Here is a 24,302-nt window from a genome sequence, read left to right as displayed (position 1 = left end):
AATACTTCTTGAAGTTGCCATAGAGCCGATCAGCGAATAATTTAGAGAAGACTTTTCGATTCCCGTTTTCCCGGGAGAGACGAGTGTTTCCTATTTAACGGTCGGCTCTATGGCAGGATGAGCCCAATGCGCCATCACCATTACAGCTTGTTATAAATCTCCGTCCCTTTTGCCACAAATTCGACCGCTTTTTCTTCCATGCCTTTTTTCAAGGCTTCATTTTCGCCAACACCTTTCTGTGCGGCATAGTCGCGCACATCCTGGGTTATCTTCATCGAGCAGAAGTGGGGGCCGCACATCGAGCAAAAGTGGGCGAGTTTGGCACCTTCCTGCGGCAGGGTTTCATCATGGAACTGTCTTGCCTTGTCGGGATCGAGGCCAAGATTGAACTGATCATTCCAGCGAAACTCGAAGCGGGCTTTCGAAAGCGCATTATCGCGAATCTGCGCACCGGGATGGCCCTTTGCCAGGTCTGCCGCGTGAGCGGCAATTTTATAAGTGATTATGCCATCTTTTACGTCATCCTTATCCGGCAGGCCAAGGTGCTCCTTCGGCGTAACATAACACAGCATTGCCGTACCATACCAGCCGATCATGGCGGCACCGATGGCGGATGTAATATGATCGTAGCCAGGCGCGATGTCGGTAGTGAGCGGCCCCAACGTATAGAACGGAGCCTCGGCGCAGTATTTCAACTGCATATCCATGTTTTCCTTGATCAGGTGCATGGGAACATGGCCCGGACCTTCGATCATTACCTGCACGTCATGCTTCCATGCGACCTGCGTTAATTCGCCGAGGGTTTTCAGTTCCGCGAACTGGGCTTCATCGTTGGCATCGTGAATCGAACCGGGGCGCAGGCCGTCTCCCAGGGAAAAGCTCACATCATATGCTTTCATGATTTCGCAGATTTCTTCGAAGCGGGTATACAGAAAACTTTCCCTGTGATGCGCGAGACACCACTTAGCCATGATGGAACCGCCGCGCGAAACGATGCCGGTCAGCCGTTTTGCCGTCATTGGAACATAGGCGAGCAGCACGCCGGCATGGATGGTGAAATAGTCCACGCCCTGCTCAGCCTGTTCGATCAGCGTATCGCGGAAAATTTCCCAGGTGAGGTCCTCCGCTTTGCCATCGACTTTTTCCAGGGCCTGGTAAATTGGCACGGTGCCGATGGGAACGGGGCTGTTGCGGATTATCCACTCACGAGTTTCGTGAATATTTTTTCCGGTGGAAAGATCCATTACCGTATCTCCGCCCCAGCGGATAGCCCAGGTCATTTTCTCGACTTCTTCCTGGATGCTCGAACCCAATGCCGAGTTACCGATGTTCGCATTGATTTTCACCAGAAAATTGCGGCCGATGATCATCGGTTCGGATTCGGAATGGTTGATGTTGGCAGGAATGATGGCGCGACCTCTGGCCACTTCATCGCGTACGAATTCCGGTGTGATATGCTGGGGTAGAAAGGCGCCGAAATCCTGCCCGGGATGCTGGCGTGTAAGTAATTCCCGATGTTGATTGCTCAGGTGCTCGCAACGTTGATTCTCACGTATGGCTACATACTCCATTTCCGGCGTAATGATGCCTTGACGCGCATAATGCATTTGCGTGACATTCGCCCCGGCCTTGGCACTGCGGGGCTGGCGCTTCAAATCAAAGCGCATTTCAGCGAGCTTTGGGTCGGACAGGCGCTCCCTGCCATAAGCGGAAGCAGGGCCGGAGAGAATTTCCGTGTCGCCCCGCTCATCTATCCATTTTTCACGTAAGGGAGCCAGGCCGGAACGGATGTCGATCTTTATCGCCGGATCCGTGTACGGGCCAGAAGTGTCGTAAACGTAAATTGCCGGGTTTTGTTCCGCACCCATGCTGGCAGGCGTATCGGATTGGCTGATTTCCCGCATGGGTACCTGAATATCAGGTCGGGAGCCATGTACATAAATTTTTCGGGATTCAGGCAGAGGCTTGACCGCCCCTTCATCCACATGGGCTGTTTTGCTCGAAAAGGGCAAAGGGATTTGTGCTGCATTTAAAACGGTTGCATTCATAATACGCTCCTTTAGCGCGGTAAAGAAGCGGGATTAGTTACATCCCAGCTTCCCTACGGCGGCATTATCCGTGTCAGGTAGTAAGGGACTGTCTCACCAGTTTCCGGCGTTTCCGGAAAGGACCCCTAGCTGCTGCTGTGAAGCTAATGGAAATGTGAAATAATTGCAAGTCTGGGATGATATTTTATATAAGGCTGGACATGGATCTTGAGCAAAACCGTTTTAACATGATAGAACAGCAAATTCGTACATGGGAAGTGCTGGATCAGGAAGTTCTCAAATTGTTATTCGAGCTGCGGCGCGAAGAATTTGTCCCTGCGACTTACCGTTCTCTTGCATTTGTGGACATGGAAATTCCGCTTGGGTACGGTGAAGTCATGCTTGCTCCAAAAATGGAAGCGCGGATCTTGCAGGAATTGCAGGTAAAAAAAACCGACAGGATTTTGGAGGTGGGCAGCGGCAGCGGGTATCTGACTGCATTGCTGGCAGCCAAAGGCGGGTCTGTTTGCAGCGTGGAAATCGTGCCGGAACTGAAAGCCATGGCGGAAAAAAATCTCCGGGCGCACGGAATCACCGATGTAATCCTGGAGAATGGAGATGCTGCCCGTGGCTGGCCTCAGCATGGGCCTTACGATGTAATCGTGTTGACGGGGTCGACGCCGGTTCTACCGGAGGCTTTCCAAAAAAGCCTCAAAACCGGTGGACGTCTGTTCGCGGTGGTAGGCGACGCACCTGTCATGCAAGCCGTGCTCGTCACTTGCGTGGTCCAAAAGGAAAATGCAGGCGTATATAATACAGTCGGCCTGTTTGAAACCTGTATTTCCCCGCTCAAGAACGCGATGCAGCCCGAGAGATTTACATTTTGATCTTACGGCCCAATCCCATGAATTACAAGTTCGCCCGGCTGATCTAGCTCAACCGCGTCCAATCGGTCGATAGCTCTTTTTTCGTCCAAGAGTTAGAACAATCTGGAATCAAAGTGAAAATTCCGCAATATATTTGTGCGTTATTGATTGCAGGAGCAGCTTTACATACTCCACTCCACGCAGCCGATCTGATGGAAATCTATCGTCAAGCGCTGGAAGAGGACGCGCTATATAGCGCCGCGCGTGCAGCTCACATGGCGGCGCAGGAAAGGCTGCCGCAGGGTCGGGCCGGACTCCTTCCCACCCTCTCGCTTGCGTTTGTGAAGCGGAGGCAATTCATAGATATCGGAAGTACCAGTACGGCTGCGGCTGTCGGAGCGGTCAGGCCGTCTGAAGTGATCATCGATAACCAGAGTGTGACGATCACGGCAACCCAGCCCATTTATCGCAAGGAAAATTTCGTAATCTATGAACAATCCAAGCTTCAGGTTGCTCAGGCGGACTCACAGTTCATCATTGCAGCACAGGATCTGATACTCCGGGTAGCCCAGGCGTATTTGGATATCCTCACCGCGCAAGTGAATCTGGAGGTCGCGGAGGCTCAAAAAAAGGCAATCTCGGAGCAATTGGAGCAGGCCAAGCGCAACTTTGAGGTGGGCACGACGACTATCGTCGACACTTACGAAGCCCAGGCCCGTTTCGATCTGACCACATCTCAGGAAATCGCCGCCAAAAATCAGCTGGAAGTGGCGCAACGCACTCTGCAACAGATCATCGGGCATATGCCCGATGAACTCGTACGCCCGAAAGACACTGCCTACGAGTTGCTCAACCTGAAGTACGCAAACATGCAGGATTGGATTACCGTGGCTGAACAGAATAATCTCGCCCTGAAAGTACAGCAATCGGTATACGAAATCGCAAAACAGGACGTGGAACGAGCCAAGGCAGGGCATTATCCCACGCTGGACCTGGTCGCCATATACAGCGACCAGAAAGGCGTCGGCGGTACAATTACCGGTCGGCCAATTAACCTGACCTCAAAAGAAATAGGGATTCAGGTCAGTTTTCCCATATTTCAGGGTTTCGCGGTGCAATCGCAGGTGCGCGAAGCCCTGGCTATCCAGGAAAGGGTGTTCCAGGAACTGAACAATACCCGGCGCAACAGTGTGCTGCAGGTGAGTCAGCAGTATCTGAATGTGACCAACGGTATCGCCCAGGTAAAAGCGCTGAAACAGGCGCTGCTATCAAGCAAGAGCCAGCTGGATTCAACCAAGCTCGGGCAGGAGGTCGGCGTTAGAACGGAGGTGGACGTATTAAATGCTCAGCAGCTATATTATTCGGCCCGCCGGGATCTCGCCCAGGCGCGAAATAACTTTCTCATGTCAAGATTGAGATTGGAGGCCGAGGCAGGAGAGCTGGACGAGGATGACTTGAGGGAGGTAAACCAGGCATTGGTACAATAACCTCTTCAACCTCTTTTTAAATGAGGTTTTTTGACTATAGCCTCCCTCCCTGCGTTGACGCGCAAGTGGTTGAGTGTTAGATTTTCTCAAAAGGAGAAGTTGCGAGTCGTTTTGACGCATTAATCGCCATTACATTGTGTTGTTCGAGTGCCTGAATCTGCTTTCCGCCAGGAACTGCATTTGCGGTTGAGGCCATCGCAGTACCATGCCTTATCGAGTAAGCTCGCAGCAACGAACGCAGGAAAACTCCAGCCCGAATTCTCCGTAACATATCGTCGACCACTTATTTACCTGGGCATATCGGCCTAATTCAAGCGAAAACGGGCGATCTTCCACGACGCCTGTTGCCGTGCCGTTGTATCTTCAAATCGAATATACGTAGCTTGATGGCTACCGAGGCCAACCATGAATGAGCTAGCCGTATCTGATACATACCGGGGTCAGCCGTCTATTCTTTCGACTGGCGACAGGCCGTCTGGCATTCGAGACAGCCGCCCGACGGAAGCCGTCAAAGGCGTGCTGGACGCAAAGACTTTTAGCGCAATCGAAACGGACCAATTATTTGATTCGCTTAACCATGCTGTCACTCATGTCGGGCAGTCGGTGCTCTATCGGTCCCTGGCTCAGCCAGGGACCGACGCCGAAGTGACGCGGGAAAAACATGAGGCATTGCGCGAGCTGGAATCGGATCCCGACCTTTACAAAGCTTTGCAGCATTTCGTGGAAACCATGGCGGGGGGAGAGCAATGTCTTCATCAATTGCTCTACGGTACGTTTACCGGCGGGCTCGCCATCGCTAATTCCAGAGCCGGTAAAGATGAAATGGAATTCAGCGGTTACGGTTATCATCAATTCGTCGATGGTACCGCTTTTGTCATCGATATGGTCGAGGCAATGCAAACCCTGCCACAGCCGAAGAGCGCATATCTGCAGGGCTTATTCGACGCGATTCGCGATTTTGGCAACACGCGTACTTATTCCCTGATGCGCGGACCGGTCTATTCCGTGGACGGGAAGCTCAAGACCAGGGACGAAAAACCACGTTATCTGCCAATCCCGCGCTTTAGACCATCGATGATTAAACCCCTTCCGATGTTCGGGGCGTTGGGTGCGATAGGCGCAGCGCTTTATTTCTTTCAGGGCTTGCTGGCCGGCTTCGGCATTTCTTACCTGGGTTATGGAATACTCATGCTGGCGGTACCGGTGCTGCCGGTCCTCCTGATTGCCATTGCCGCGTCCGACCGCGATTCAGTCATATATCCGCTGCGCAAGCTATTCAAGAACAGCCCCGAGTTGGCGCGTCTGCTGGATACGCTGGGAATGATCGATGAGCTTTTGTCATTTCGCCGTTATTCACTCACATTTGGCGGCAAGATGGTGCTGCCGGAGATATTGGATCGCGAGCGCCATTTCCTGAGTGTTGCTCAAGCCAGGAACCCGTTGCTTGCCAAAGCGAATCCCGACTATGTGCCAAACGACATTTTACTGGACGATACCGGGCGGCTACTGGCGATCACGGGGCCAAATAGCGGTGGCAAGACCGCTTACTGTAAAACAGTGGTTCAGATTCAGCTACTGGGGCAGATCGGTTGTTACATTCCCGCCACCGCGGCGCAACTGGTTCTGGCGGAACGTATTTTTTATCAGGTGCCGGATCCGGGACATCTGGACGAGGGTATAGGACGCTTTGGCCATGAACTGAAGCGAACGCGCGAGATTTTCTTCAGCGCTACGCCTGGCAGCCTCGTCGTGCTTGATGAGCTGTCGGAGGGGACGACGTTCGAAGAGAAAATGGAGCTTTCCGAGTATGTCCTCGCAGGCTTTTACAAGCTTGGAGCAAGCACACTGCTTGTTACGCATAACCACGAGTTATGCGAGCGCCTGCAGGAAAGGGGAATGGGCCGTTACCTTCAGGGCGAGTTTCTTCCTGAAGGGCCCACCTATCGTTTAATTCCAGGTGTGTCCACGGTAAGCCATGCCGACCGTGTGGCCGCTGCCCTGGGTTTCAGCAAGGAAGACGTGGAGAAATACCTCACGACACGGCGTGTGTGAGCGCAAGGCAAAGGACTGTTTTTGTATTGGATGTGTTGATGCAGATAGGTGAATGTGCTTTGATCTTTTCATTTCGTTGCGTTATCTATTATTGAATTACACCCTCAATCGTCCGGTCTGAAAATCGGCCTGGGGTGTAAAAGCTATGGAGTACCGCAACAATGCAGTTTCGAACGTCGCTTATAAATTTTGAGTCCACCGAGCTGACCGGGGGTCAGCCATGCTGAAGTCATTGGTTACAGGTGCGAATGGATTCGTCGGTTCGGCGGTCGCGCGTTGTTTGCTTAACGCAGGTCACGAGGTGCGGTGCCTGGTCAGGCCGGGGAGTGACCGCAGAAATCTTTATCAACTACCTGTTGAGATCTCGGAAGGAGATCTGCGCTCTGCTCCATCACTGAAACGTGCGGTCGCGGGTTGCGATAATTTATTTCATGTTGCCGCCGATTACCGGCTCTGGGTGCCGAATCCTGAAACCATGTATGACATCAACGTAAAGGGGACTCAGGCGCTGATCCTGGCTGCCGCCGAAGCGGGAATGAGACGCATGGTATATACCAGCAGCGTGGCGACGCTGGGAACGACTCAGGACGGCGTCCCTGCAAACGAAGACACACCCTCGAGTCTCCTGGCCATGAATGGGCACTACAAGCGATCCAAGTTCATGGCGGAACAGGTCGTCCAGCGGATGACCGATGAGCATAAGCTGCATTTGCTGATAGTGAATCCGTCTACGCCGATGGGGCCGCGCGACATAAGACCCACGCCGACGGGGCGTATAGTCGTTGACACCTTGCGCGGCCGTATGCCGGCCTATGTGAATACCGGTTTGAACGTCGCTCATTCCGATGACATTGCCCGGGGCCACCTGCTGGCCTATGCACATGGAAAACCAGGAGAGCGTTATATCCTTGGGGGCGAAAACATGACATTGCTGCAGATATTGCAAGCAATAGACAAGATCAGCGGTAAGCGGAAAAAGCGGGTCAGCCTTCCCGTCAAGTTGATTCTCCCCGCTGCCTGGTTAATGGAAAAAATGGCAATGGTCACGAATGTTGAGCCGCGCGTGACAGTGGACAGCGTGCGGATGGCCAAACAAAAGATGTTTTACTCCAGCGACAAGGCCATACGTGAATTGGGTTACCAGTACCGACCAGCGACGGAAGCGCTTGAAGATGCGATGAACTGGTTTCTGGCCAATGGCTATTGCGGGTAGATTTTTTCGGGCGCTGCAAGCTTCCACAGTGAGTTCCACGGTGCAAACCGGCCGAATAATGCATAATCATTATCTTCCGATCCAAAACACTCATGGCTTCGATAGCCGACGAACCCTGGTTATTTGCAGAGATGCCGCCATCCATGAGCAGCACTCTGCAGTTGTAAGGGTAGGTTCAAAATGCGCTGGCGCTGGCGCCTTGCCCATCTGCGACAGGTTTGCCATTGTGGGCTTTCGTGATAGTTTTATTTTTGAACTTGAGCGGGGTGAAGCGGGCGGCGGTTACCTCTTGTTCCGGTAGCTCAACAAATACGGTCACCACCGATTCTGGTGAAACGACGAAGTCTCCCGTTCCTTTAAGCAAATTATTACCTGCCGGTTCCAGCTTGATCGAGATCTTGTTTTTGGCCTTGCCGGTTTGAACGGTTGCCTTGCCTGTACCGCCCTCGGTGCTGAGATTACGGTCGGCATGATCCATTACATAGAGTACGATTTCCTTATCCCTGGCGACAAGCTCCAGATGATACGGTCCGGCCATGCGCGTTTGCCCGCCATGAGCCGACTCCTTGGAATCGAAATATTCCTCGGTATGGGCTCCGGCAGGTAAGGCAATAGCGAAAGTAAAAGCAAAGGCAGATCCAAACAGAATGGTAGATATGAACTTATTCATCTTGATTCTCCTCGATAATTGAAATAAGTCGTTAATGCCCATCACTGATGCTCCGTAGTACCAACGCGTATGCCAACGTATTACGTATAATAAAGTCTGTTGGCACAATCTTTCAATGCGATATTCATTGCGCACCCTTCCTACTCCGATCAACCTGGGCCGCCGTAACCAGAGTGCCCCGATTACCCCATGCATTGCGGATATAAGACAAGACTAGCGCAATCTCCTCATCGCGCAGGATCTGTGCAAACGGTGGCATGCCATAAGGTCGCGGATTGCTTGCGATGACTGGTGCATAGCCGCCGTTGAGAATGCTGCGGATTGCATTGATCGGGGAGGCCAGTGTGATGCCGCGGTTGCCCGCCAGCGCCGGATAAGCGCCGGGTGCGCCTTGCCCCAGATTTCCATGGCAATCCTGACAGTGCGTCTCGTAGATCTCGCCGCCTTGGCGGAGCAGCCTGTCGACTTCTTCCGTCAGCGCAGGAGCTATCCCTCTGGAGCGTGGATCGGTTTCAGGCAGCGACTTCAGGTAGGTAGCCATGGCATAGGCATCCTCCTTCGTCAGATATTGAAGACTTTGACTGACGACATCCGCCATCGGTCCTGTTGTGATTGCACGGCTCGACAAGCCTGTCCGGAGTAATTGGACAATGTCCTCGACCGGCCAGTCGGAAGTGCTGGCCTCCTGAAGGGATGTCAGAGAGGGAGCGTACCAGTTCGAACCCATGAGTTGCCCCCCCCCGAATAGTTCGCCCTGGCTTGCGCCGAACGGGTTCCGGGCGGTATGGCAAGCGTTGCAGTGGCCGAGTCCTTGCACCAGATAGGCTCCCCGGTTCCATTCATCGCTCTTTGCGTCATCAGCTCGATAAACGCCTTGCTCGAAGTAAAAGGCGCGCCAGATATAAATGAGTGGACGGAAGTTGAAAGGAAAATGGATCTGGTTCGGTCGATTGCGCTGCTGAGCAGGGGGGAGCGATTGGAGATAGGCGAAGATTGCATCGGAATCCTCGCGCGTGATCTTCGTATATTCCGTATAGGGAAAGGCGGGATATAAAGGGCTGCCGTTACGTGCCTTGCCATCGTGCAGTGCCCGCCAGAAGTCCTCCTCATTCCAGAGTCCAATACCGGTTTCCGGATCGGGCGTAATATTAGGCGTGATGAATGTCCCGATGGATGTGTCGAGGACATGTCCCCCCGCGTAAGGTCGCCCACCCTGTGTCGTGTGGCAGCCCATGCAATTGCCGGCCTGCGCGAGATAGGCCCCGCGCGCGCGCAGTTGCTGTTGTGCTTGCCGTCCAGTAATGCCATCCGGCTGTGCGGATGGCGATTCTACGCCTGCAGGAACAGAGGAGGAGCTTACCGGTACCATGAAAATGCCGAGGCCTGTCAGCCCGGCAAGCACAGCAGCCGAGAGAATACGTTTCATTGCAACCCTCCGGATGGGAGGACGATGCTGCTGCAGCGCATAGCCAGTTTACTGTGGAGAGCCGCCGCCGGGCTCGCCGCACGCGCTGAGAGGGCTTCGGAAACCGGTTGCGCGGCCAGCCATGCTGCAATGGCGCTCGCCTCGCTGGTCGTGAGCTGTTTTGCAATTTCGGACATGCAGTCGGGAGTTTCTCCGCGCATTGCTCCGCCATTCTGCCAGTTACCGAACTGGGCGATGATATAGACCCGCGGCAGACCCAGCAGGCCGGGAATGAAGGGCTCCGTTCCCATCAGATCTTTGCCGTGACATTCAATGCATGCGGGAATTTTACGGCCGGGGTCGCCCTGAGTAATAAGTCTGCGGGCAAGCTCAACTTCGGCAGGCGACGACTTTAGCGGCTCGGGTGGGGGAAAAGCCTGTTTCAACGAAGCGAAATAGGCTGCCATATCGCGCAGGTATTGATCGGGCAAACCTTCAAGCAGCAACGCCATGGGCCGATAGTGGCGCCGTTCGTCACGGAAATTGCGCAGCTGATTGAACAGGTAGCCCTCCGGCTTGCCGGCAATGCGCGGATAGTATGCGTCTCTCCCCTGTTTGTCCTCTTTGCCATGACAGGCAGTGCAGGCCTTTACCCGCTCCGCCATCGTGTCGGGTACATCAATCGGGGGAATCCCGGTGGCGATGGTGTGGTCGGCAAAAAACAGAAAAGCGATCAGGACAACTCGTATCATTGCGTTCTCTACCCATTTGTTTAGTTCGTTTAACCGGATGCACGGTAGGGTCAACTGAAATTTCGCAACCCTGTTGCCACTACCGCGCAAATTTCCGCACTACCGCCATCAGCTCATCAATCGCCTCATCGCCCCGGCCTGATTTAATGGCCCCTTGCATGCATCCGTGGGTATGGTTCTCCAATAACAGCATGGACACGGCATCAAGTGCGGATTGCAGCGCAGAGACCTGGTTCAGGATGTCAACGCAATAACGATCTTCCGATATCATTTTGTTGACACCCCGTACCTGTCCCTCGATGCGGTTGAGCCGCTTTATCAGCGCTTCCTTGCCCGGTTGCACCACCGTCTGCGGGGCATGGCACGGCTTCTTGCTAGTTGACGACTTCAAAACCGGCACCTTCGATAGCGTCCTTGAGCTGGCTGGATTGAGTGCTGGCGGCATCGTATTGGATAGTCACCTGCTTCTGTTCGAGAGAAACATCCGCACTGCCCACACCAGGAATTTTTTCCAGCACGTTTTTCACGCTATTGACGCAGCCCATGCAGGTCATTCCCTTGATTTTTATGACTTCCGTTTGCATTTTCGTACTCCTTACGTTAAGTGAATCGAACAACTGCTCAAGTGCCGGCTCGCCACCGTTTCAGCAGCAGCGAATTGCCTACCACCGATACCGAGCTCATCGCCATCGCCGCACCCGCAACCACGGGATTAAGCAATCCTATCGCCGCCAGCGGTATCCCCAGCACGTTATAGATGAAGGCAAAGAACAGATTCTGGCGGATTTTCCCCAGCGTTGCGCGCGACAGCGAGATAGCGTCGGCCACACTCATCAGATCATTGCGCATGAGTGTGATGTCGGCAGCTTCGATCGCCACGTCGGAGCCCGCTCCGATAGCGAAGCTCACGTCGGCCGCGGCCAGCGCCGGTGCATCATTGATGCCATCGCCCACCATGCCGGTAAATCTACCGCTCGCCTTCATTTTGCCCACTTCAGAAGCTTTATCCTGAGGCAGCACCTCAGCACGGTAAGCGGCAATGCCTGCCTGTCCGGCAATGGCGGCTGCGGTGGCAGAATTGTCGCCGGTGAGCATCACGACTTCGATACCCATCGACTGCAGCCGCGCTACCGCTTGTGCCGAAGTACGCCTCAGCCGGTCAGCGATGGCGAGGTAGCCGAGAACTTCAGGCACTGCATTATTTGCAGTGGTTATCATGACCAGGCCTACGACGGTTTTACCCTCGGCCTGAAGAATGGCAATTGAATTTTCGTCGGACAGCGCACCATGTTCGCGTAGAAATCGGGGCGAGCCGAGAAGATATTCGATGCCATCGATGCAGCCAGTGATACCGCTGCCGGTGACGGCCCTGAAATTGCTCACTGCCTGTGGCTGGATACCCATGCTTCTGGCATGCTCCATCACTGCTTTTGCCAGAGGATGCTCCGAGCCCTGCTCCAGCGTCGCGGCAATCTGCATCAGATCGTGTTCTGCAACCGCTCCTGCCGGAACGATGTCCGTCACTGCGGGTGCGCCTTCGGTGAGCGTGCCGGTCTTGTCCACGATCAGAACCTGAATTTTTTCAGCGTGTTCCAGCGCAGCGGCATTTTTTACCAGCACGCCGGCTTGCGCCCCGCGCCCCGCACCCACCATGATTGCGGTTGGCGTAGCCAACCCCAATGCGCAGGGGCAGGCAATAACCAGCACCGCTACAGCGTTAATGAGAGCCGGCACAAAATCCGCGGCCAGCCACCAGGTGAGTACCAGCGTTAGCGCGCTGAGCGTGACTACCACCGGCACAAACACGCCTGAAATCGTATCGGCCAATCGCTGGATAGGCGCCTTGGAACCTTGCGCTTCTTCAACGAGACGGATAATGGCCGCAAGTTGGGTATGAGCGCCGACACCGGTTGCGCGGCATTTAAGCAACCCCTGCTGATTCATGGTAGCCGCGTATACTTTCGCGCCCGCCTGTTTTGTAACGGGCAGGCTTTCGCCGGTCAACATCGCCTCGTTCACGCTGGAGGCGCCTTCAATGACGATGCCATCCACCGGCATATTCTCGCCGGGGCGAACGATAAACACCTCTCCCTGTTTGAGGCTGCTGGCATCCACTTCCACGATCTCGCCGTTGCGCTCCACCCGGGCAATCTTGGGCTGCAGCCTGATAAGTTCCTCAATAGCCGCCGAAGTCTTGCCCTTGGCGCGGGCTTCCATCAGTTTGCCCAATAGAACCAACGTGATGATGACCGCGCTTGCCTCGAAATAGACGTGCTGATCCAGACTAAGCACGACAACCACTACGCTGAAAAAGTACGCTGCGCTGGTGCCCAGCGCGATCAGCACATCCATGTTGGCTCCACCGCCGCGTAACGCATTCCATGCCGCAGTATAGAAGCGCTTGCCCACCCAGAACTGTACCGGCGTTGCCAGCAGCCATTGCAGCCAGCGCGGCAGTTCGGCACCGCTTCCCCAGAGCATCGGCGCCATCTGCAGCAATAGTGGCAGGCTGAGCGCAGCTGCAACCCAGAACATACGAAGTTCCGCGTTGTAAGCGGCAAGCCTGCGTGCTTTTTCCTCGGCGCGACTGGTATCGCTGATTTCGCTGGCGCCATAGCCTGCGCGGGCAACCGCGGCGATCAGGTCATCCACCACTGTCGCGCCGGGGCTGAAGCTGGCGTGGGCAATCTCTGTAGCGAGATTGACGGTAGCGGTGACGCCCGGCAGTTTATTCAGCGCTTTTTCGATACGGCCGCTGCACGCGGCGCAAGTCATTCCCGTGATTTGCAGTTGCACCGATTGTGGAACCACGTGAAACCCGGCTTTCTCGATCGAGCGGACCAGATCTTCAGGCTGGGTCGTGGCGGCGTCAAACTCAACCCGCGCTTTCTCGTTGGCAAAATTGACCGCAGCACGTACGCCCGGGAGCTTATTAAGGTTTTTTTCAATACGGGCCGCACAGGCGGTGCAGGTCATGCCTTCGATCGGCAATTCTATTTGCTTAAGCGCAAGAGAGTGCATGGATACCTCGCATCGCAAGATTTAACCTAAATCCGGTAGTTGGACGGGGGTGAAGTGTACGGTTTTTGGGGTGCAGGGCAAGGCGCAACGACGCGGAATGCGACCGCGCAGGGCGGAGCAGTGCCTTCCGCAGGAAGGTGCGACCCCGAAGCGGGATGCGGGCGCCCCCTTGCGTGTGGAGCGCGATCGCGGCATCCCCTGCGCTGCCCGATCCCCGCTGCGCGGGACTCCTCGGGCGACGCTTCGGGGCGCCGTTCCATTCCAAGGAGTTGCAACGCAGCCATGTGCCCCAAAAACCGTGCAATTCACCTCGTAGCGCTCTCACCAGGAAGGTGAGCGTCAAATAATATGAAATATTGTTGTTAATCATAGCATTGATCTATTAAATGAGCGGTCAACTACCGGATTTAGGTTCATTGATAAACTCGGCAAATGTATTCGCTCAGCGCTGCTTGAGCGCATCGCTCGGCTCGAGGTGATTGTCTGCCGGTTTTAACTGCTGCCAGCGGGACGAGAGCGAGTTAAAGTCGTAGCCGGACCCCGTCAGCTTGAGTCCCCGGTCCGCCATCATCAAACCCATGGCGATAACCAGAATCGCGGAAGCAAGCACCAGTTGGCGCATGATGCTGCGGGACACACTGCTGGCAATCAGGCCGAAGCTCAGGAGCGGCAACAGCGTGCCCAGGCCGAAGAAGAACAGCATGGTAGCGCCTTCCTGGGGGCTGCCAGTACCTGCTGCCATGATGTACATGGCCTGCAGAGGACCGCAACCCAGCATGAATCCATTCAACAGCCCGATGACAAGAGGGTTGCGCTGGCCTCGTAGTTCATTCGCGACGCCTTTGGTCACAAAATGAGGCAAACGCAAGGTGAAACCGCGCAGCGCCGGAAACACATCCAGCATTTTCAGGCCATAGATGATGACAAAGAGGCTGGCCGCGATATTGATGATGCCCCGCATGTAAGGGGTAAAGGTCACGATCGAGCCCAGCAAGCCTAACGTGCCGCCAATGGCCGCGTAAGAGGCTGTCTTGCCGGTTGCGTACATCAGGTGGCGCATTGCGGTGGAAGCCGCCGATTGAGGAACACCTGCGGTCGCGTAGCCGACCACAAAGCCGCCGCACATGCCAATGCAATGGAAGCCCGTAAAAAACCCGATGGAAAATAACATGGCATGCCCGAGATTGGGGCTCATCTCTCCCACCAGGCCCGGTATCATGCTTTTGCCCCAGAAGGTAACGCCACCGACTATCAGCAGGAAGAACAGGAAAATCAGCCCATTTCGCAGATGCTGCCCTGAGGCGTCGGGAAAGGCGCTTTCAAACTCATAACCTTTTTCTTTGATTGCATCGCGAATGTCGGTTTCCTTGATCCGTTTTCCGTCGAACTCGACATCGACAGTCTGCTTTACGTAATCCGCTTTTACCTTCTGCACGCCGGGAAGATGATGCACCGCATGCTCGATGGTTTCTTCGCAACCCGTGCAATGCATGCCTTTGACTTTCAGATGAGAGATTTTATTCGTCATCGTCGCACTCTGAATTTTACAGCAGATGTCTACAATGCAATTTCACCGCGTTTGTCCTATCCAATACATGGCTTTTGCTAGTTTGCCGGCCCTCGATCGATGCATGCGATATTGCCGTCGCTCCAGGAAATCCAGCAGCTAAATCAAACAACCTACGGTAAAATCGTATACTACGTGGGGGTATATGTCAATACCTATGGAGGGTATATTGCCGAGGCTTAAACGCTGGGCGCGCTTATACGGAATCGCTGGGCTAGCGGCCCAGGTTTACTGGAGATGAAGTGGAGATGAAGGGTAGGGGTAGCACCTTGCCATGCCTGAAGAATCTAGGGACAAGCTCAGGAGTTGCCGGCTACGTGCTTGCGAAGAATTAGAGATTCCTGATACTCGACAGGAGGTGGGTCAAGTCGCTTTCAAGACCCCGCCTTTCATCCAGGTCAATCTTGCTGTCGTAATTGCGGAAACAGAATCACGTCGCGAATACTCGGGCTATCGGTGAAGAGCATTACCAGGCGGTCTATACCGATACCCTCGCCTGCGGTGGGTGGCAGGCCGTATTCGAGCGCGCGAATAAAGTCGGCGTCATAATACATGGCCTCGGCATCTCCCGCTTCTCTTGCATCGGCTTGTTCGAGAAAGCGCGCAGCCTGATCCTCGGGATCGTTCAATTCGGAAAACCCGTTGGCGATTTCGCGGCCGGCAATGTAGAGCTCGAACCGGTCGGTTATCGCGGGATTTGCATCGTTGCGCCGCGCCAGCGGCGAAACCTCGGCTGGATAGTCGACGACGAAGGTTGGCTCAAGCAGCAAATGCTCGGTGGTTTCGTCAAATAATGCAAGCTGTAGCCCGCCGATGCCGTCCGTGGTTTTATAACCGATTCCGAGCGCCTCGAGTTTTTTGACCAGAAAGGATCGGTCGCCGAGTTGCGCATCGGTATATTCCGGATGAAATTTTTGGATTGCCTGGGTAATGGTAAGCCGCTCGAACGGTTGTGCGAGATCAATTTCACGTCCCTGGTAAATGAGCTTGGTTGTTTCCAGCACCTTTATCGCGACTTCCCGCAGCATGGTTTCAGTGAAATCCATCAGGTATGTATAGTCCTGATAAGCCTCGTAGAATTCCAGCATGGTGAATTCAGGATTATGTCGGGTGGAAATTCCTTCATTTCTGAAGCTTCGATTGATTTCGAATACGCGTTCCATGCCGCCGATGACCAGGCGTTTCAAATAAAGCTCCGGCGCGATGCGGAGATACAGTTGCATATCCAGCGCATTGTGATGGGTGATAAAAGGCCGTGCCGCGGCGCCGCCCGGAATCGGGTGCATCATTGGCGTCTCCACTTCCAGATAGCCATGCCTGACCAAAAACTCGCGAATGGACTGGATGATCCGGGAGCGCGTAACAAAAACGCTACGGCTGTTTTCGTTAGTGATGAGGTCGAGGTAGCGCTGGCGGTATCTTTGCTCCTGGTCGGCCAGGCCATGAAATTTTTCCGGCAGAGGGCGCAATGACTTCGTGAGCAACCGCAAATTCGTGACGCGAATGGAAAGCTCGCCGGTTCTCGTTCTGAAAAGCATCCCCTGAGCGCCCAATATATCGCCGAGGTCATAGTGCTTGAATGCGTCATGCGCCTCGATGCCGGCGACGTCGTTGGCGATATAAAGCTGGATGCGCCCATTCATGTCCTGGATGGTGGCGAAGCTTGCCTTGCCCATCACGCGCTTCAATACCATTCGTCCCGCGACGTTTACAACCTTTGGCGCCGCTTCCAGCATTTCATTGGAATGGTCGCCATATTGCCGGTGAATATCCGACGAAAAATCGTCGCGACGAAAATTGTTCGGGAAGGCGTTACCTGATTTGCGCAACAGATCCAGCTTGGCGCGGCGCTCCTCGACGAGCCTCGCCTCCGCGTTAAGCGAATCGAGGGGTTCGCCCGGACTTTCCTCTAAAGCGTCATTCGCCACTGTCAGCTCTCCTATATGCCTTGTTTCAAACTGGCTTCGATGAAATCATCCAGCCCGCCGTCCAGTACGGCCTGTGTGTTGCCACTTTCGATATTGGTCCGCAAGTCCTTGATGCGAGACTGATCCAGCACATAAGAGCGGATCTGGTGTCCCCAGCCGATATCGGTCTTGCTGTCTTCGATTGCTTGTTTCTCGTCATGCCGTTTGCGCAGTTCCGCCTCGTACAGGCGTGATTTCAGCATAGCCATCGCGTCCGCGCGGTTACGGTGCTGCGAGCGGCCGCTCTGGCACTGCACTACGATACCCGTGGGATTATGGGTTATCCGGATGGCCGAGTCCGTTTTGTTGATGTGCTGGCCACCCGCGCCGGATGCGCGGAAAGTGTCGACCCGTAAATCAGCGGGGTTGATTTCTACTTCGATGGTCTCATCCACCTCAGGATAAACAAACACGCTGGCAAAGGATGTATGGCGTCGATTACCCGAATCAAACGGGGATTTTCGCACCAACCGGTGAACGCCCGTCTCGGTACGAAGATAGCCATAGGCATAATCGCCTGAAATCTTGAGACTTGCGCTCTTGATACCCGCGACCTCGCCCGGCGACTCCTCCATCACCTCCACACTATAATTGCGGTGTTCGCAATAGCGCAGATACATGCGTTCCAGCATTGCCGCCCAGTCCTGCGCTTCGGTACCGCCGGAGCCGGCCTGAATATCCACGAAGCAATTATTGTGATCCATGGGGTTGGAAAACATGCGGCGGAACTCCATTTCCGCCACGGTCTTTTCCAATCGGCTGATGTCATGCTCGATACTGTGCAGCGTAGCGTCGTCATTCTCTTCCTTTGCCATCTGGAACAGATCTTGGGCATCGTGCAACTGTCGTCCGACTGTTTCCAGATTAATGACGACGCCTTCCAGCATTTTTTTTTCACGCCCCAACTCCTGGGCGCGCTTGTTATCGTCCCAGATCGCAGGGTCTTCCGTCAGCCGGGTGAGCTCGTTCAGCCGTGTTTGTTTGTTATCGAAGTCAAAGATACCTCCGCAATGCTGCTGCCCGGCTGTCGAGATCCACGAGCTGATGGGCAATGTCGTTAAGCTGTTCCGCTTCCATAGGAGCCTTTGAAGGTGCAAAGATCAAGAATTATACAGGAAGGGAGGATGTCGTCCGTGGCTTGACTAGATAGGAAGGAGGGTAATAATGAATGAATATATCGAAAATATACCAAGAAAGCCGCCGAGCAGCCTGTCGGACTTAAAGGAAATCGGCTGTAAAGCGTCTGGCTGGTTCATATTTCGCTGCTTTTTCGGCCAATAGAATAACTATTGGCCTTCAAAATCCTCAAAATCCGCCTCGCCCAGTCACTTTTTTGCTGCGATTCTTCAAGTCCGACAGGCTGCTGGCGCTGGCGAATTGCCGTCCTGTTAATCCATTGATTACTCCATCAACCACGCAATGCTTGAGCGTGAAAGTGCAGATGGTTTTCGATAAATGTACTGATAAAGAAGTAGCTGTGATCGTACCCCGCTCGCATGTTGATCTGTGCGGGATAGTGTGCTGCTTCACAGGCGGCAATGAAGCGCTCGGTTTTCAGTTGCTCAACCAGGAATTCATCCGCATCGCCCTGATCGATCAATATCGGCAGATGCTCCGATGCGAGTGCGGCCTCAATCAGTAGCGTGGCGTCATAAGCCCACCAGTTTTTCATATCGTCGCCCAAGTAATGGCTGAATGCTTTTTTCCCCCAAGGGCTGGTGGTCGGGTTGACCACAGGTGAAAAAGCCGATGCCGACCGGTAGCGTACAGGATTTCGCAATGCAATCATGAGCGCGCCGTGGCCCCCCATGGAGTGTCCGCAGATCGAGCGCCGCTCGTTAATCGGAAAATGCTGCTCGACCAGGGCCGGTAGTTCATCCACGATATAGTCGTACATGCGGTAATGGCGACGCCAGGGCTCCTCGGTCGCGTTTACGTAAAAACCGGCGCCCAGCCCCAGGTCGTACGCATCCGCAACATCCGCTACGCCCTCACCCCGGGGGCTGGTATCCGGCATGACAAGCGCAATCCCGAGTTCCGCCGCGACCCGTTGGGCTCCAGCTTTGGTGACAAAATTCTCATCGGTGCAGGTCAATCCCGATAGCCAGTAAACAGTCGGCACTTGCCCGTGGTTGCCTAGCGGAGAGGATATCCCGGGAGGAAGATAAATAGAAAAGTTCATGTCGCAATTCAAAGACTTCGAAGCGTGTCTGTAACGCGCTTGCGACCCATCGAATGAGCGGTGCGACGAGAGAAGCTGTAGTTCCGGCATATCCCTATCCTCAAAAGCAACCTTCAGCCCCGGGTAAAAACGCCTGGCCTTATTTATCGAAATGAATAACCGTGCGAATGGATTTACCCTCGTGCATGAGGTCGAATGCTTTATTGATATCTTTCAGGCCCATGGTGTGAGTGATAAAAGTATCGAGCTCGAATTCTCCATCCAGATAGCGCTGAACATAGCCGGGAAGTTCGGTGCGGCCTTTTACTCCGCCAAATGCCGAGCCGCGCCATACACGCCCCGTTACCAGTTGAAAAGGGCGTGTGCAAATTTCTTCGCCTGCGCCGGCGACGCCTATTATCACGGATTCTCCCCAGCCTTTATGACAGCATTCAAGGGCAGAACGCATCAGCTTGACATTACCGACACATTCGAACGAAAAATCCACGCCTCCGCCAGTCATATCGATAATCACGTCTTGAATCGGCTTGTCGTAGTCCTTGGGATTCACGACATCGGAGGCGCCCAGTTGACGTGCTATTTCGAATTTGCCGGGATTGATGTCGATTGCAATAATGCGCCCGGCCCGGGCCATAGCCGCACCGATAATCACGGCCAGACCAATGCCGCCCAAGCCGAAAACTGCCACGGTATCGCCTGCCTTCACCTTCGCGGTCTTGGCAACAGCGCCCAGACCCGTCGTCACACCGCAACCGAGAAGGCATACTTTTTCCAGCGGCGCCTCCTTACTGATTCTGGCCAATGAAATTTCAGGTATTACCGTATATTCCGAAAAGGTCGAGGTGCCCATGTAATGATAAATGGGTTTCCCGTCTTTAAAAAAACGTGTCGTACCGTCGGGCATAAGCCCTTGTCCCTGGGTGGCCCGGATGGCCTGGCACAGATTGGTTTTACCCGATTTGCAAAACTTGCACTCGCCGCATTCAGGGGTGTAGAGCGGGATTACATGATCTCCCACCTCAACACTCGTGACACCTTCGCCGAGCGCCTCGACGATGCCGCCACCCTCATGACCGAGAACCGCCGGAAACTTTCCCTCGGGATCTTTCCCCGACAGGGTGAATGCATCCGTATGGCAAACGCCGGTGGCTACGATGCGAACGAGTACTTCGCCTTTTCGGGGCGGCAGCAGGTCCAGCTCTTCGATAGTTAACGGTTGGCCCGGTCCCCATGCAACCGCCGCACGTGTTTTGATTGTTTCCATGTAGTTCGCTCCGTCTTCGTACTTTGATCAGCAAGGCTGGCAGCCTGTCAGACTTAAACGAAATCGGCTGCAAAAGCGTCTGGCCGGTTCATATTTCGCTGCTTTTTCGACCAATAGAATAACTATTGGCCTTCAAAGTCCCCAAAATCTACCCTCACCCAGTCACTTTTTCGCTGCGATTCTTCAAGTCCGACAGGCTGCTAGTATGCTCAGGAATCCGTCAGTTTTCAAATTCGGTTACCGCTTTGTAGCGGTGGTTGCGTCTCGCTTGAAAATTCCTGCGATGGTTTGCTTTTTCATCTGAGCCATCCTATGATGAAATCGGGCCGGTGGCCCGGTAAGTTGGGCTGGTTTGGGTTTCTGCCATTTCCGCCCTGAATGATTTACCTGTGAACAATTTTTAGGAGATCATGATGCGACGAATCTACTTTCTTGTTCCCGATATCGCCACGACCAAACGTATCGTCGATGAGCTACTCCTTTCGCGAATCGAGGAACGACACATTCACGTGCTGGCGAAGCGCGGTACTCCTCTGGAAGAGCTACCCGAAGCCAGCCTGCTTCAGAAGAGCGATTTTGTGCCCGCAGTGGAGCGGGGGCTCGCAGTGGGCGGAACGGTCGGTGCGCTCGCTGGACTGGTCGCCATCGCGCTTCCCCCTGCCTCAACGGTCATTGCGGGCGGCATTCTGTTGGGCAGCACTCTTGCAGGGGCGGGAGTAGGTGCGTGGGCGGGCAGTATGATAGGCGTGAGCACAGCCAATTCCAGGGTCAAGCAATTTGAGGAGGCAATTGAGGCCGGTCAGTTTCTCGTTCTGGCCGATGTGCCAAAGAAACGCGTTGCCGAGATTGAGGCACGGATAAAAACGCACTTGCCTGACGTGACTGTAGAAGGGACGGAACCCATAATACCCGCATTTCCTTAACCTGCCTTGCAGGACAGCTAGAGGGTAGCCGTTACTGGAACTGCCGCATGAAACGCCGGTCGATCCGGTTTTTTAACCACCAGAAAAAAGCGGAACGCGCTGCCAAGTCGCTGTAAGAAGCAATGGCGCGTCCATCCGCAGTGCCGATAAGGCTGAGGCTGTGTCGTTGAGGTTTATACTCCTTGAGTAGACGACCCGCCAGATAGGCTCGAAGGTTGTGCTCCAGCGGTTTCGCCATACGCACCGCAAATACACCGGATCTGGGTAATTTCCGGTTTTCGATGGAGGCTGCATCCCCCGCAGCAAAAATCCAGGGATAATTTATTGCCTGAAGGGTTGGCTTGACTCTGATGAAGCCTTCACGCGTGATATCCAGGCCGCTCTCCCCCAGCCACGCCGGGGGTACAGCCTGCGTAACCCAGAAAACGAAGTCCGCAGCCAACAATTGTCCGTCATCGAGACGCACACTATCCGGCATCACCTCGACCACCTTGGCCTCGGTTATCGCAGCCACGTTTCGTTCCAGTAACAGGTTATGAACAATGTGTCGTGCGCGTGAACTGTGCCCCGGCAGCAAGCATGGCTCGCTGTGAATGATGGTGAATTCAGCATGCGGCAGCCGGGAACGCATGGCTAGCGCCAGTTCCACCCCGCCTGCACCGCCGCCCACGAGAATGATTTGCAGCCGGCCTGTGCTATTCTGGGCCGCGGCCATGGTGCTTGCCCAGCCTTTCAGCAGGCATGGCACGGGCTTCGCTGGAATCGCCCATGATTTCGCGCCCTCTACACCTTCCGTACAAGATACCCCGCCGACATTAATGGAAACCAGGTTGGCAGCCAGGGGCTCAGCACTGCCGTCGAGCAGCACCTGCTTTTGCTTCAGGTTCATTCCACCCGCCTTTGCATGAATGAACTGAACATTGGCGAGCCTGCATAGATGTCGTAAATCGATAAGCAGTTCTGCTTGCTGGTAGAAGCCGCTGATATGCCCCGGCAACATCCCCGAGTAAGCAGCGCACTCAAAATCGCTCACCATAGTCATACGCACGCCGCGTAAAGGATTTTCGCTGAGTTTTCGCAGCAATAAGACGTGTGTGTGGCCGCCACCGATAAGTATCAGCTCACGAGGATGGGCGCCATTTGACGAGTTGGTTATAATGGTCGGCATCCCCGTATCGACGTTTTAGTTTTGTCCACGCTGGTTTATCATTCGCCAGTTGCAAACTGGAGGAGCGGCACAATGGCAGGGCTAAGTAAAGACACTCCCAGTCCCAACGAAATAAAACTTCATCGGAAGTCCAGAATACTGGAGATTTCTTTCAGTGATGGCAAGATTTTCCAGTTTCCCTGTGAGTTTTTGCGGGTCTATTCGCCTTCCGCGGAAGTACGCGGCCACAGCCCCGGGCAAGAAGTGCTGCAAACCGGTAAGAGAGAGGTGAATATCAACGATATCAAACCCGTGGGCAATTATGCAATCCAGCTTAATTTCTCGGATGGGCATAATACCGGCCTTTATTCGTGGGATTTACTTTATGACTATGGCTTGCGTCACGATGAAATGTGGCGGCGGTACCTTCATCGCATGCAAGAGGCAGGCGCGAGCCGGGAACCGATGACCCCCAGCAAGCGTTGAACCGCAACCGGCAAGGAAATCCGCTGAACAACTTCCCGGTTTCGCGGCTCGGTAATCGGCTCGGCTGCCAGCCCAGCCCCAACTATTCGCCCCAATCCACGGCTTTTGCACAGGTTCTACAGCAACCCGTCTTGCTGTAGTATGTGCCCTTCATTCAAATACTGACCATCCATGACAAAAACAACTCATTTCGGCTTCAATACCGTAGCTGAAGCAGAGAAAGCCCGCAAGGTAGCCGGGGTATTCGATTCGGTTGCCGAGCGCTACAACCTGATGAATGATCTCATGTCGGCGGGTATGCACCGGATGTGGAAGCGATTTGCGATAGAGACCAGCGGAGTCAGAAAAGGAGACCGGGTGCTTGATATTGCCGGCGGCACCGCCGACCTGAGCGCCTTGTTTTTGGAGCAGGTGGGCAGCAATGGCGAGGTCTGGCTCACCGACATCAACAACGCTATGCTCACGATAGGCCGCGACCGGTTACTCGATGAAGGTGCGGCTGTCTCGGTAGCGCAGTGCGATGCAGAAAAGCTGCCATTTCCAAGCAACTATTTTGACTGTGTCAGTGTTGCCTTCGGCCTCAGAAACATGACCCACAAGGATATGGCATTGAAAGAAATGCTGCGCGTGCTCCGACCTGGCGGACGGGTTATCGTGCTTGAATTCTCCAAGGTATGGAAACCATTGCAAAGCTTTTATGATCTTTACTCATTCAAGGTACTTCCAGCGATGGGCGGGTTCATTGCCGGAGACCCGGATAGCTATCGCTATCTGGTCGAATCCATTCGCGTGCATCCCTCGCAGGAGGAATTGAAACAATTGATGCAAAACGCCGGATTCGAGCGAGTAGAGTACTTCAATCTATCTGCGAGCGTGGTTGCGCTTCACCGTGGCTACAAGTTTTAAGGCCGAGAGACTCTAAGGCCGAAACACCTCGGCGATTGGAGGAGAAACGATTACTCTTGTATGTATGATAGCGTACAGAAAAATTTTCTGACGCTCGTCAGTATCACTCTAATTCCCTCCGGTTCTCCACGCAGATAAAAGGTTTGCTCATCCGCAGAAAATGAGCTGAGACCCTATCGGGTGTCTGTGCAATGCGCGCATGGACACCGATAAGACACCATAAGACAGGTGCTGGCCTCGAGCATGAGATCCGGCTGCTGTACAAGAAGAGCCTTAACCAACCCATGATAAGCAACTCTCCCTGATCTTCGGCATTGAAGAAGACCACCTTCAGGAAAGTCTCGCAGATGCGTTGGTTACGGCCCGA

General features: G+C 54.2%; 20 protein-coding genes and 1 riboswitch. Of the genes, 7 read left to right on the top strand and 13 right to left on the bottom strand.

Going from position 1 to position 24,302, the window contains the following annotated elements:
* Positions 1 to 140 precede the first annotated feature (140 nt).
* Positions 141 to 2,048 (bottom strand): phosphomethylpyrimidine synthase ThiC, encoded by a 1,908-nt coding sequence (gene thiC / locus KJS40_RS11550; protein WP_244859577.1) that lies wholly within the window; start codon positions 2,046 to 2,048, stop codon positions 141 to 143.
* Positions 2,049 to 2,081: 33 nt separating this feature from the next.
* A riboswitch (TPP riboswitch) is annotated at positions 2,082 to 2,185 on the bottom strand.
* 63 nt (positions 2,186 to 2,248) lie between these two features.
* On the opposite strand from thiC, the gene KJS40_RS11545 reads away from it, so the two are divergent.
* From KJS40_RS11545 to hpnA, 4 genes are all read left to right on the top strand, one after another.
* A complete protein-coding gene (locus KJS40_RS11545; RefSeq protein WP_213537895.1) occupies positions 2,249 to 2,914 on the top strand; it encodes a protein-L-isoaspartate O-methyltransferase in 666 nt (221 codons plus the stop codon).
* Between the two features lie 191 nt (positions 2,915 to 3,105).
* Complete coding sequence (locus KJS40_RS11540) at positions 3,106 to 4,380, top strand: TolC family outer membrane protein (RefSeq protein ID WP_348529526.1); 1,275 nt, start codon at positions 3,106 to 3,108, stop codon at positions 4,378 to 4,380.
* Between the two features lie 405 nt (positions 4,381 to 4,785).
* Positions 4,786 to 6,432 carry a DNA mismatch repair protein MutS gene (locus tag KJS40_RS11535; RefSeq protein ID WP_213537891.1) on the top strand — a complete coding sequence of 549 codons (1,647 nt, stop codon included), beginning with the start codon at positions 4,786 to 4,788 and terminating at the stop codon, positions 6,430 to 6,432.
* Positions 6,433 to 6,652: 220 nt separating this feature from the next.
* Positions 6,653 to 7,645, top strand: coding sequence for a hopanoid-associated sugar epimerase (hpnA, locus tag KJS40_RS11530; RefSeq protein WP_197272815.1), 993 nt, complete (start codon positions 6,653 to 6,655; stop codon positions 7,643 to 7,645).
* A gap of 175 nt (positions 7,646 to 7,820) precedes the next feature.
* Here hpnA and KJS40_RS11525 read toward each other — a convergent pair whose 3' ends face one another.
* The 11 genes from KJS40_RS11525 to KJS40_RS11475 all read right to left on the bottom strand — a co-directional run bounded on the left by KJS40_RS11525 (position 7,821) and on the right by KJS40_RS11475 (position 20,473).
* Positions 7,821 to 8,315, bottom strand: coding sequence for a hypothetical protein (locus KJS40_RS11525; RefSeq protein ID WP_213537889.1), 495 nt, complete (start codon positions 8,313 to 8,315; stop codon positions 7,821 to 7,823).
* A 124-nt stretch (positions 8,316 to 8,439) separates the two neighbouring features.
* Complete coding sequence (locus tag KJS40_RS11520) at positions 8,440 to 9,741, bottom strand: cytochrome c (protein WP_213537888.1); 1,302 nt, start codon at positions 9,739 to 9,741, stop codon at positions 8,440 to 8,442.
* The gene (locus tag KJS40_RS11515; protein WP_244859576.1) at positions 9,738 to 10,472 is read right to left on the bottom strand and encodes a cytochrome c4; all 735 of its coding nucleotides are present in this window, start codon (positions 10,470 to 10,472) and stop codon (positions 9,738 to 9,740) included. Before KJS40_RS11515 ends, KJS40_RS11520 begins: the two co-directional genes overlap by 4 nt.
* Positions 10,473 to 10,551: 79 nt before the next feature.
* The gene (locus KJS40_RS11510) at positions 10,552 to 10,794 is read right to left on the bottom strand and encodes a metal-sensitive transcriptional regulator (RefSeq protein ID WP_348529558.1); all 243 of its coding nucleotides are present in this window, start codon (positions 10,792 to 10,794) and stop codon (positions 10,552 to 10,554) included.
* Between the two features lie 52 nt (positions 10,795 to 10,846).
* On the bottom strand, positions 10,847 to 11,056 hold the full coding sequence (locus KJS40_RS11505; protein WP_213537884.1) for a heavy metal-associated domain-containing protein: 210 nt from the start codon (positions 11,054 to 11,056) through the stop codon (positions 10,847 to 10,849).
* A 37-nt stretch (positions 11,057 to 11,093) separates the two neighbouring features.
* On the bottom strand, positions 11,094 to 13,493 hold the full coding sequence (locus tag KJS40_RS11500; protein WP_213537882.1) for a heavy metal translocating P-type ATPase: 2,400 nt from the start codon (positions 13,491 to 13,493) through the stop codon (positions 11,094 to 11,096).
* 442 nt (positions 13,494 to 13,935) lie between these two features.
* Positions 13,936 to 15,021 (bottom strand): sulfite exporter TauE/SafE family protein, encoded by a 1,086-nt coding sequence (locus KJS40_RS11495; RefSeq protein WP_213537881.1) that lies wholly within the window; start codon positions 15,019 to 15,021, stop codon positions 13,936 to 13,938.
* A gap of 437 nt (positions 15,022 to 15,458) precedes the next feature.
* Positions 15,459 to 16,988, bottom strand: a complete 1,530-nt coding sequence (gene lysS / locus KJS40_RS11490) for a lysine--tRNA ligase (protein WP_213537880.1) — start codon at positions 16,986 to 16,988, stop codon at positions 15,459 to 15,461.
* An 11-nt stretch (positions 16,989 to 16,999) separates the two neighbouring features.
* Positions 17,000 to 18,104 (bottom strand): peptide chain release factor 2 gene (prfB, locus tag KJS40_RS11485; protein WP_213537879.1). Its coding sequence is split into 2 segments (ribosomal slippage): positions 17,000 to 18,022 and positions 18,024 to 18,104, totalling 1,104 coding nucleotides; the frame shifts between segments, so codons are not numbered across the junction.
* A gap of 331 nt (positions 18,105 to 18,435) precedes the next feature.
* Complete coding sequence (fghA, locus tag KJS40_RS11480) at positions 18,436 to 19,299, bottom strand: S-formylglutathione hydrolase (RefSeq protein WP_213537878.1); 864 nt, start codon at positions 19,297 to 19,299, stop codon at positions 18,436 to 18,438.
* Between the two features lie 49 nt (positions 19,300 to 19,348).
* Positions 19,349 to 20,473, bottom strand: a complete 1,125-nt coding sequence (locus tag KJS40_RS11475; protein ID WP_348529525.1) for an S-(hydroxymethyl)glutathione dehydrogenase/class III alcohol dehydrogenase — start codon at positions 20,471 to 20,473, stop codon at positions 19,349 to 19,351.
* Positions 20,474 to 20,886: 413 nt separating this feature from the next.
* On the opposite strand from KJS40_RS11475, the gene KJS40_RS11470 reads away from it, so the two are divergent.
* On the top strand, positions 20,887 to 21,396 hold the full coding sequence (locus tag KJS40_RS11470) for a hypothetical protein (RefSeq protein WP_025041902.1): 510 nt from the start codon (positions 20,887 to 20,889) through the stop codon (positions 21,394 to 21,396).
* Positions 21,397 to 21,427: 31 nt separating this feature from the next.
* On the opposite strand, the gene KJS40_RS11465 is transcribed toward KJS40_RS11470, so the two are convergent.
* On the bottom strand, positions 21,428 to 22,564 hold the full coding sequence (locus KJS40_RS11465; protein ID WP_213537877.1) for an FAD-dependent oxidoreductase: 1,137 nt from the start codon (positions 22,562 to 22,564) through the stop codon (positions 21,428 to 21,430).
* Positions 22,565 to 22,636: 72 nt separating this feature from the next.
* Here KJS40_RS11465 and KJS40_RS11460 point away from each other — a divergent pair, with 72 nt between their 5' ends.
* Together KJS40_RS11460 and ubiE are read left to right on the top strand one after the other, a co-directional pair.
* Positions 22,637 to 23,029, top strand: a complete 393-nt coding sequence (locus KJS40_RS11460; protein ID WP_213537876.1) for a DUF971 domain-containing protein — start codon at positions 22,637 to 22,639, stop codon at positions 23,027 to 23,029.
* 171 nt (positions 23,030 to 23,200) lie between these two features.
* Complete coding sequence (gene ubiE / locus KJS40_RS11455) at positions 23,201 to 23,935, top strand: bifunctional demethylmenaquinone methyltransferase/2-methoxy-6-polyprenyl-1,4-benzoquinol methylase UbiE (protein WP_213537874.1); 735 nt, start codon at positions 23,201 to 23,203, stop codon at positions 23,933 to 23,935.
* Positions 23,936 to 24,302 lie beyond the last annotated feature (367 nt).

This window comes from Nitrosospira sp. NRS527, assembly GCF_018406445.1.
Taxonomy (GTDB): Bacteria; Pseudomonadota; Gammaproteobacteria; order Burkholderiales; family Nitrosomonadaceae; genus Nitrosospira; species Nitrosospira briensis.
The sequence above is the reverse complement of the archived record's forward strand: the minus strand, read 5'-3'. Positions and strand labels throughout refer to the sequence as shown.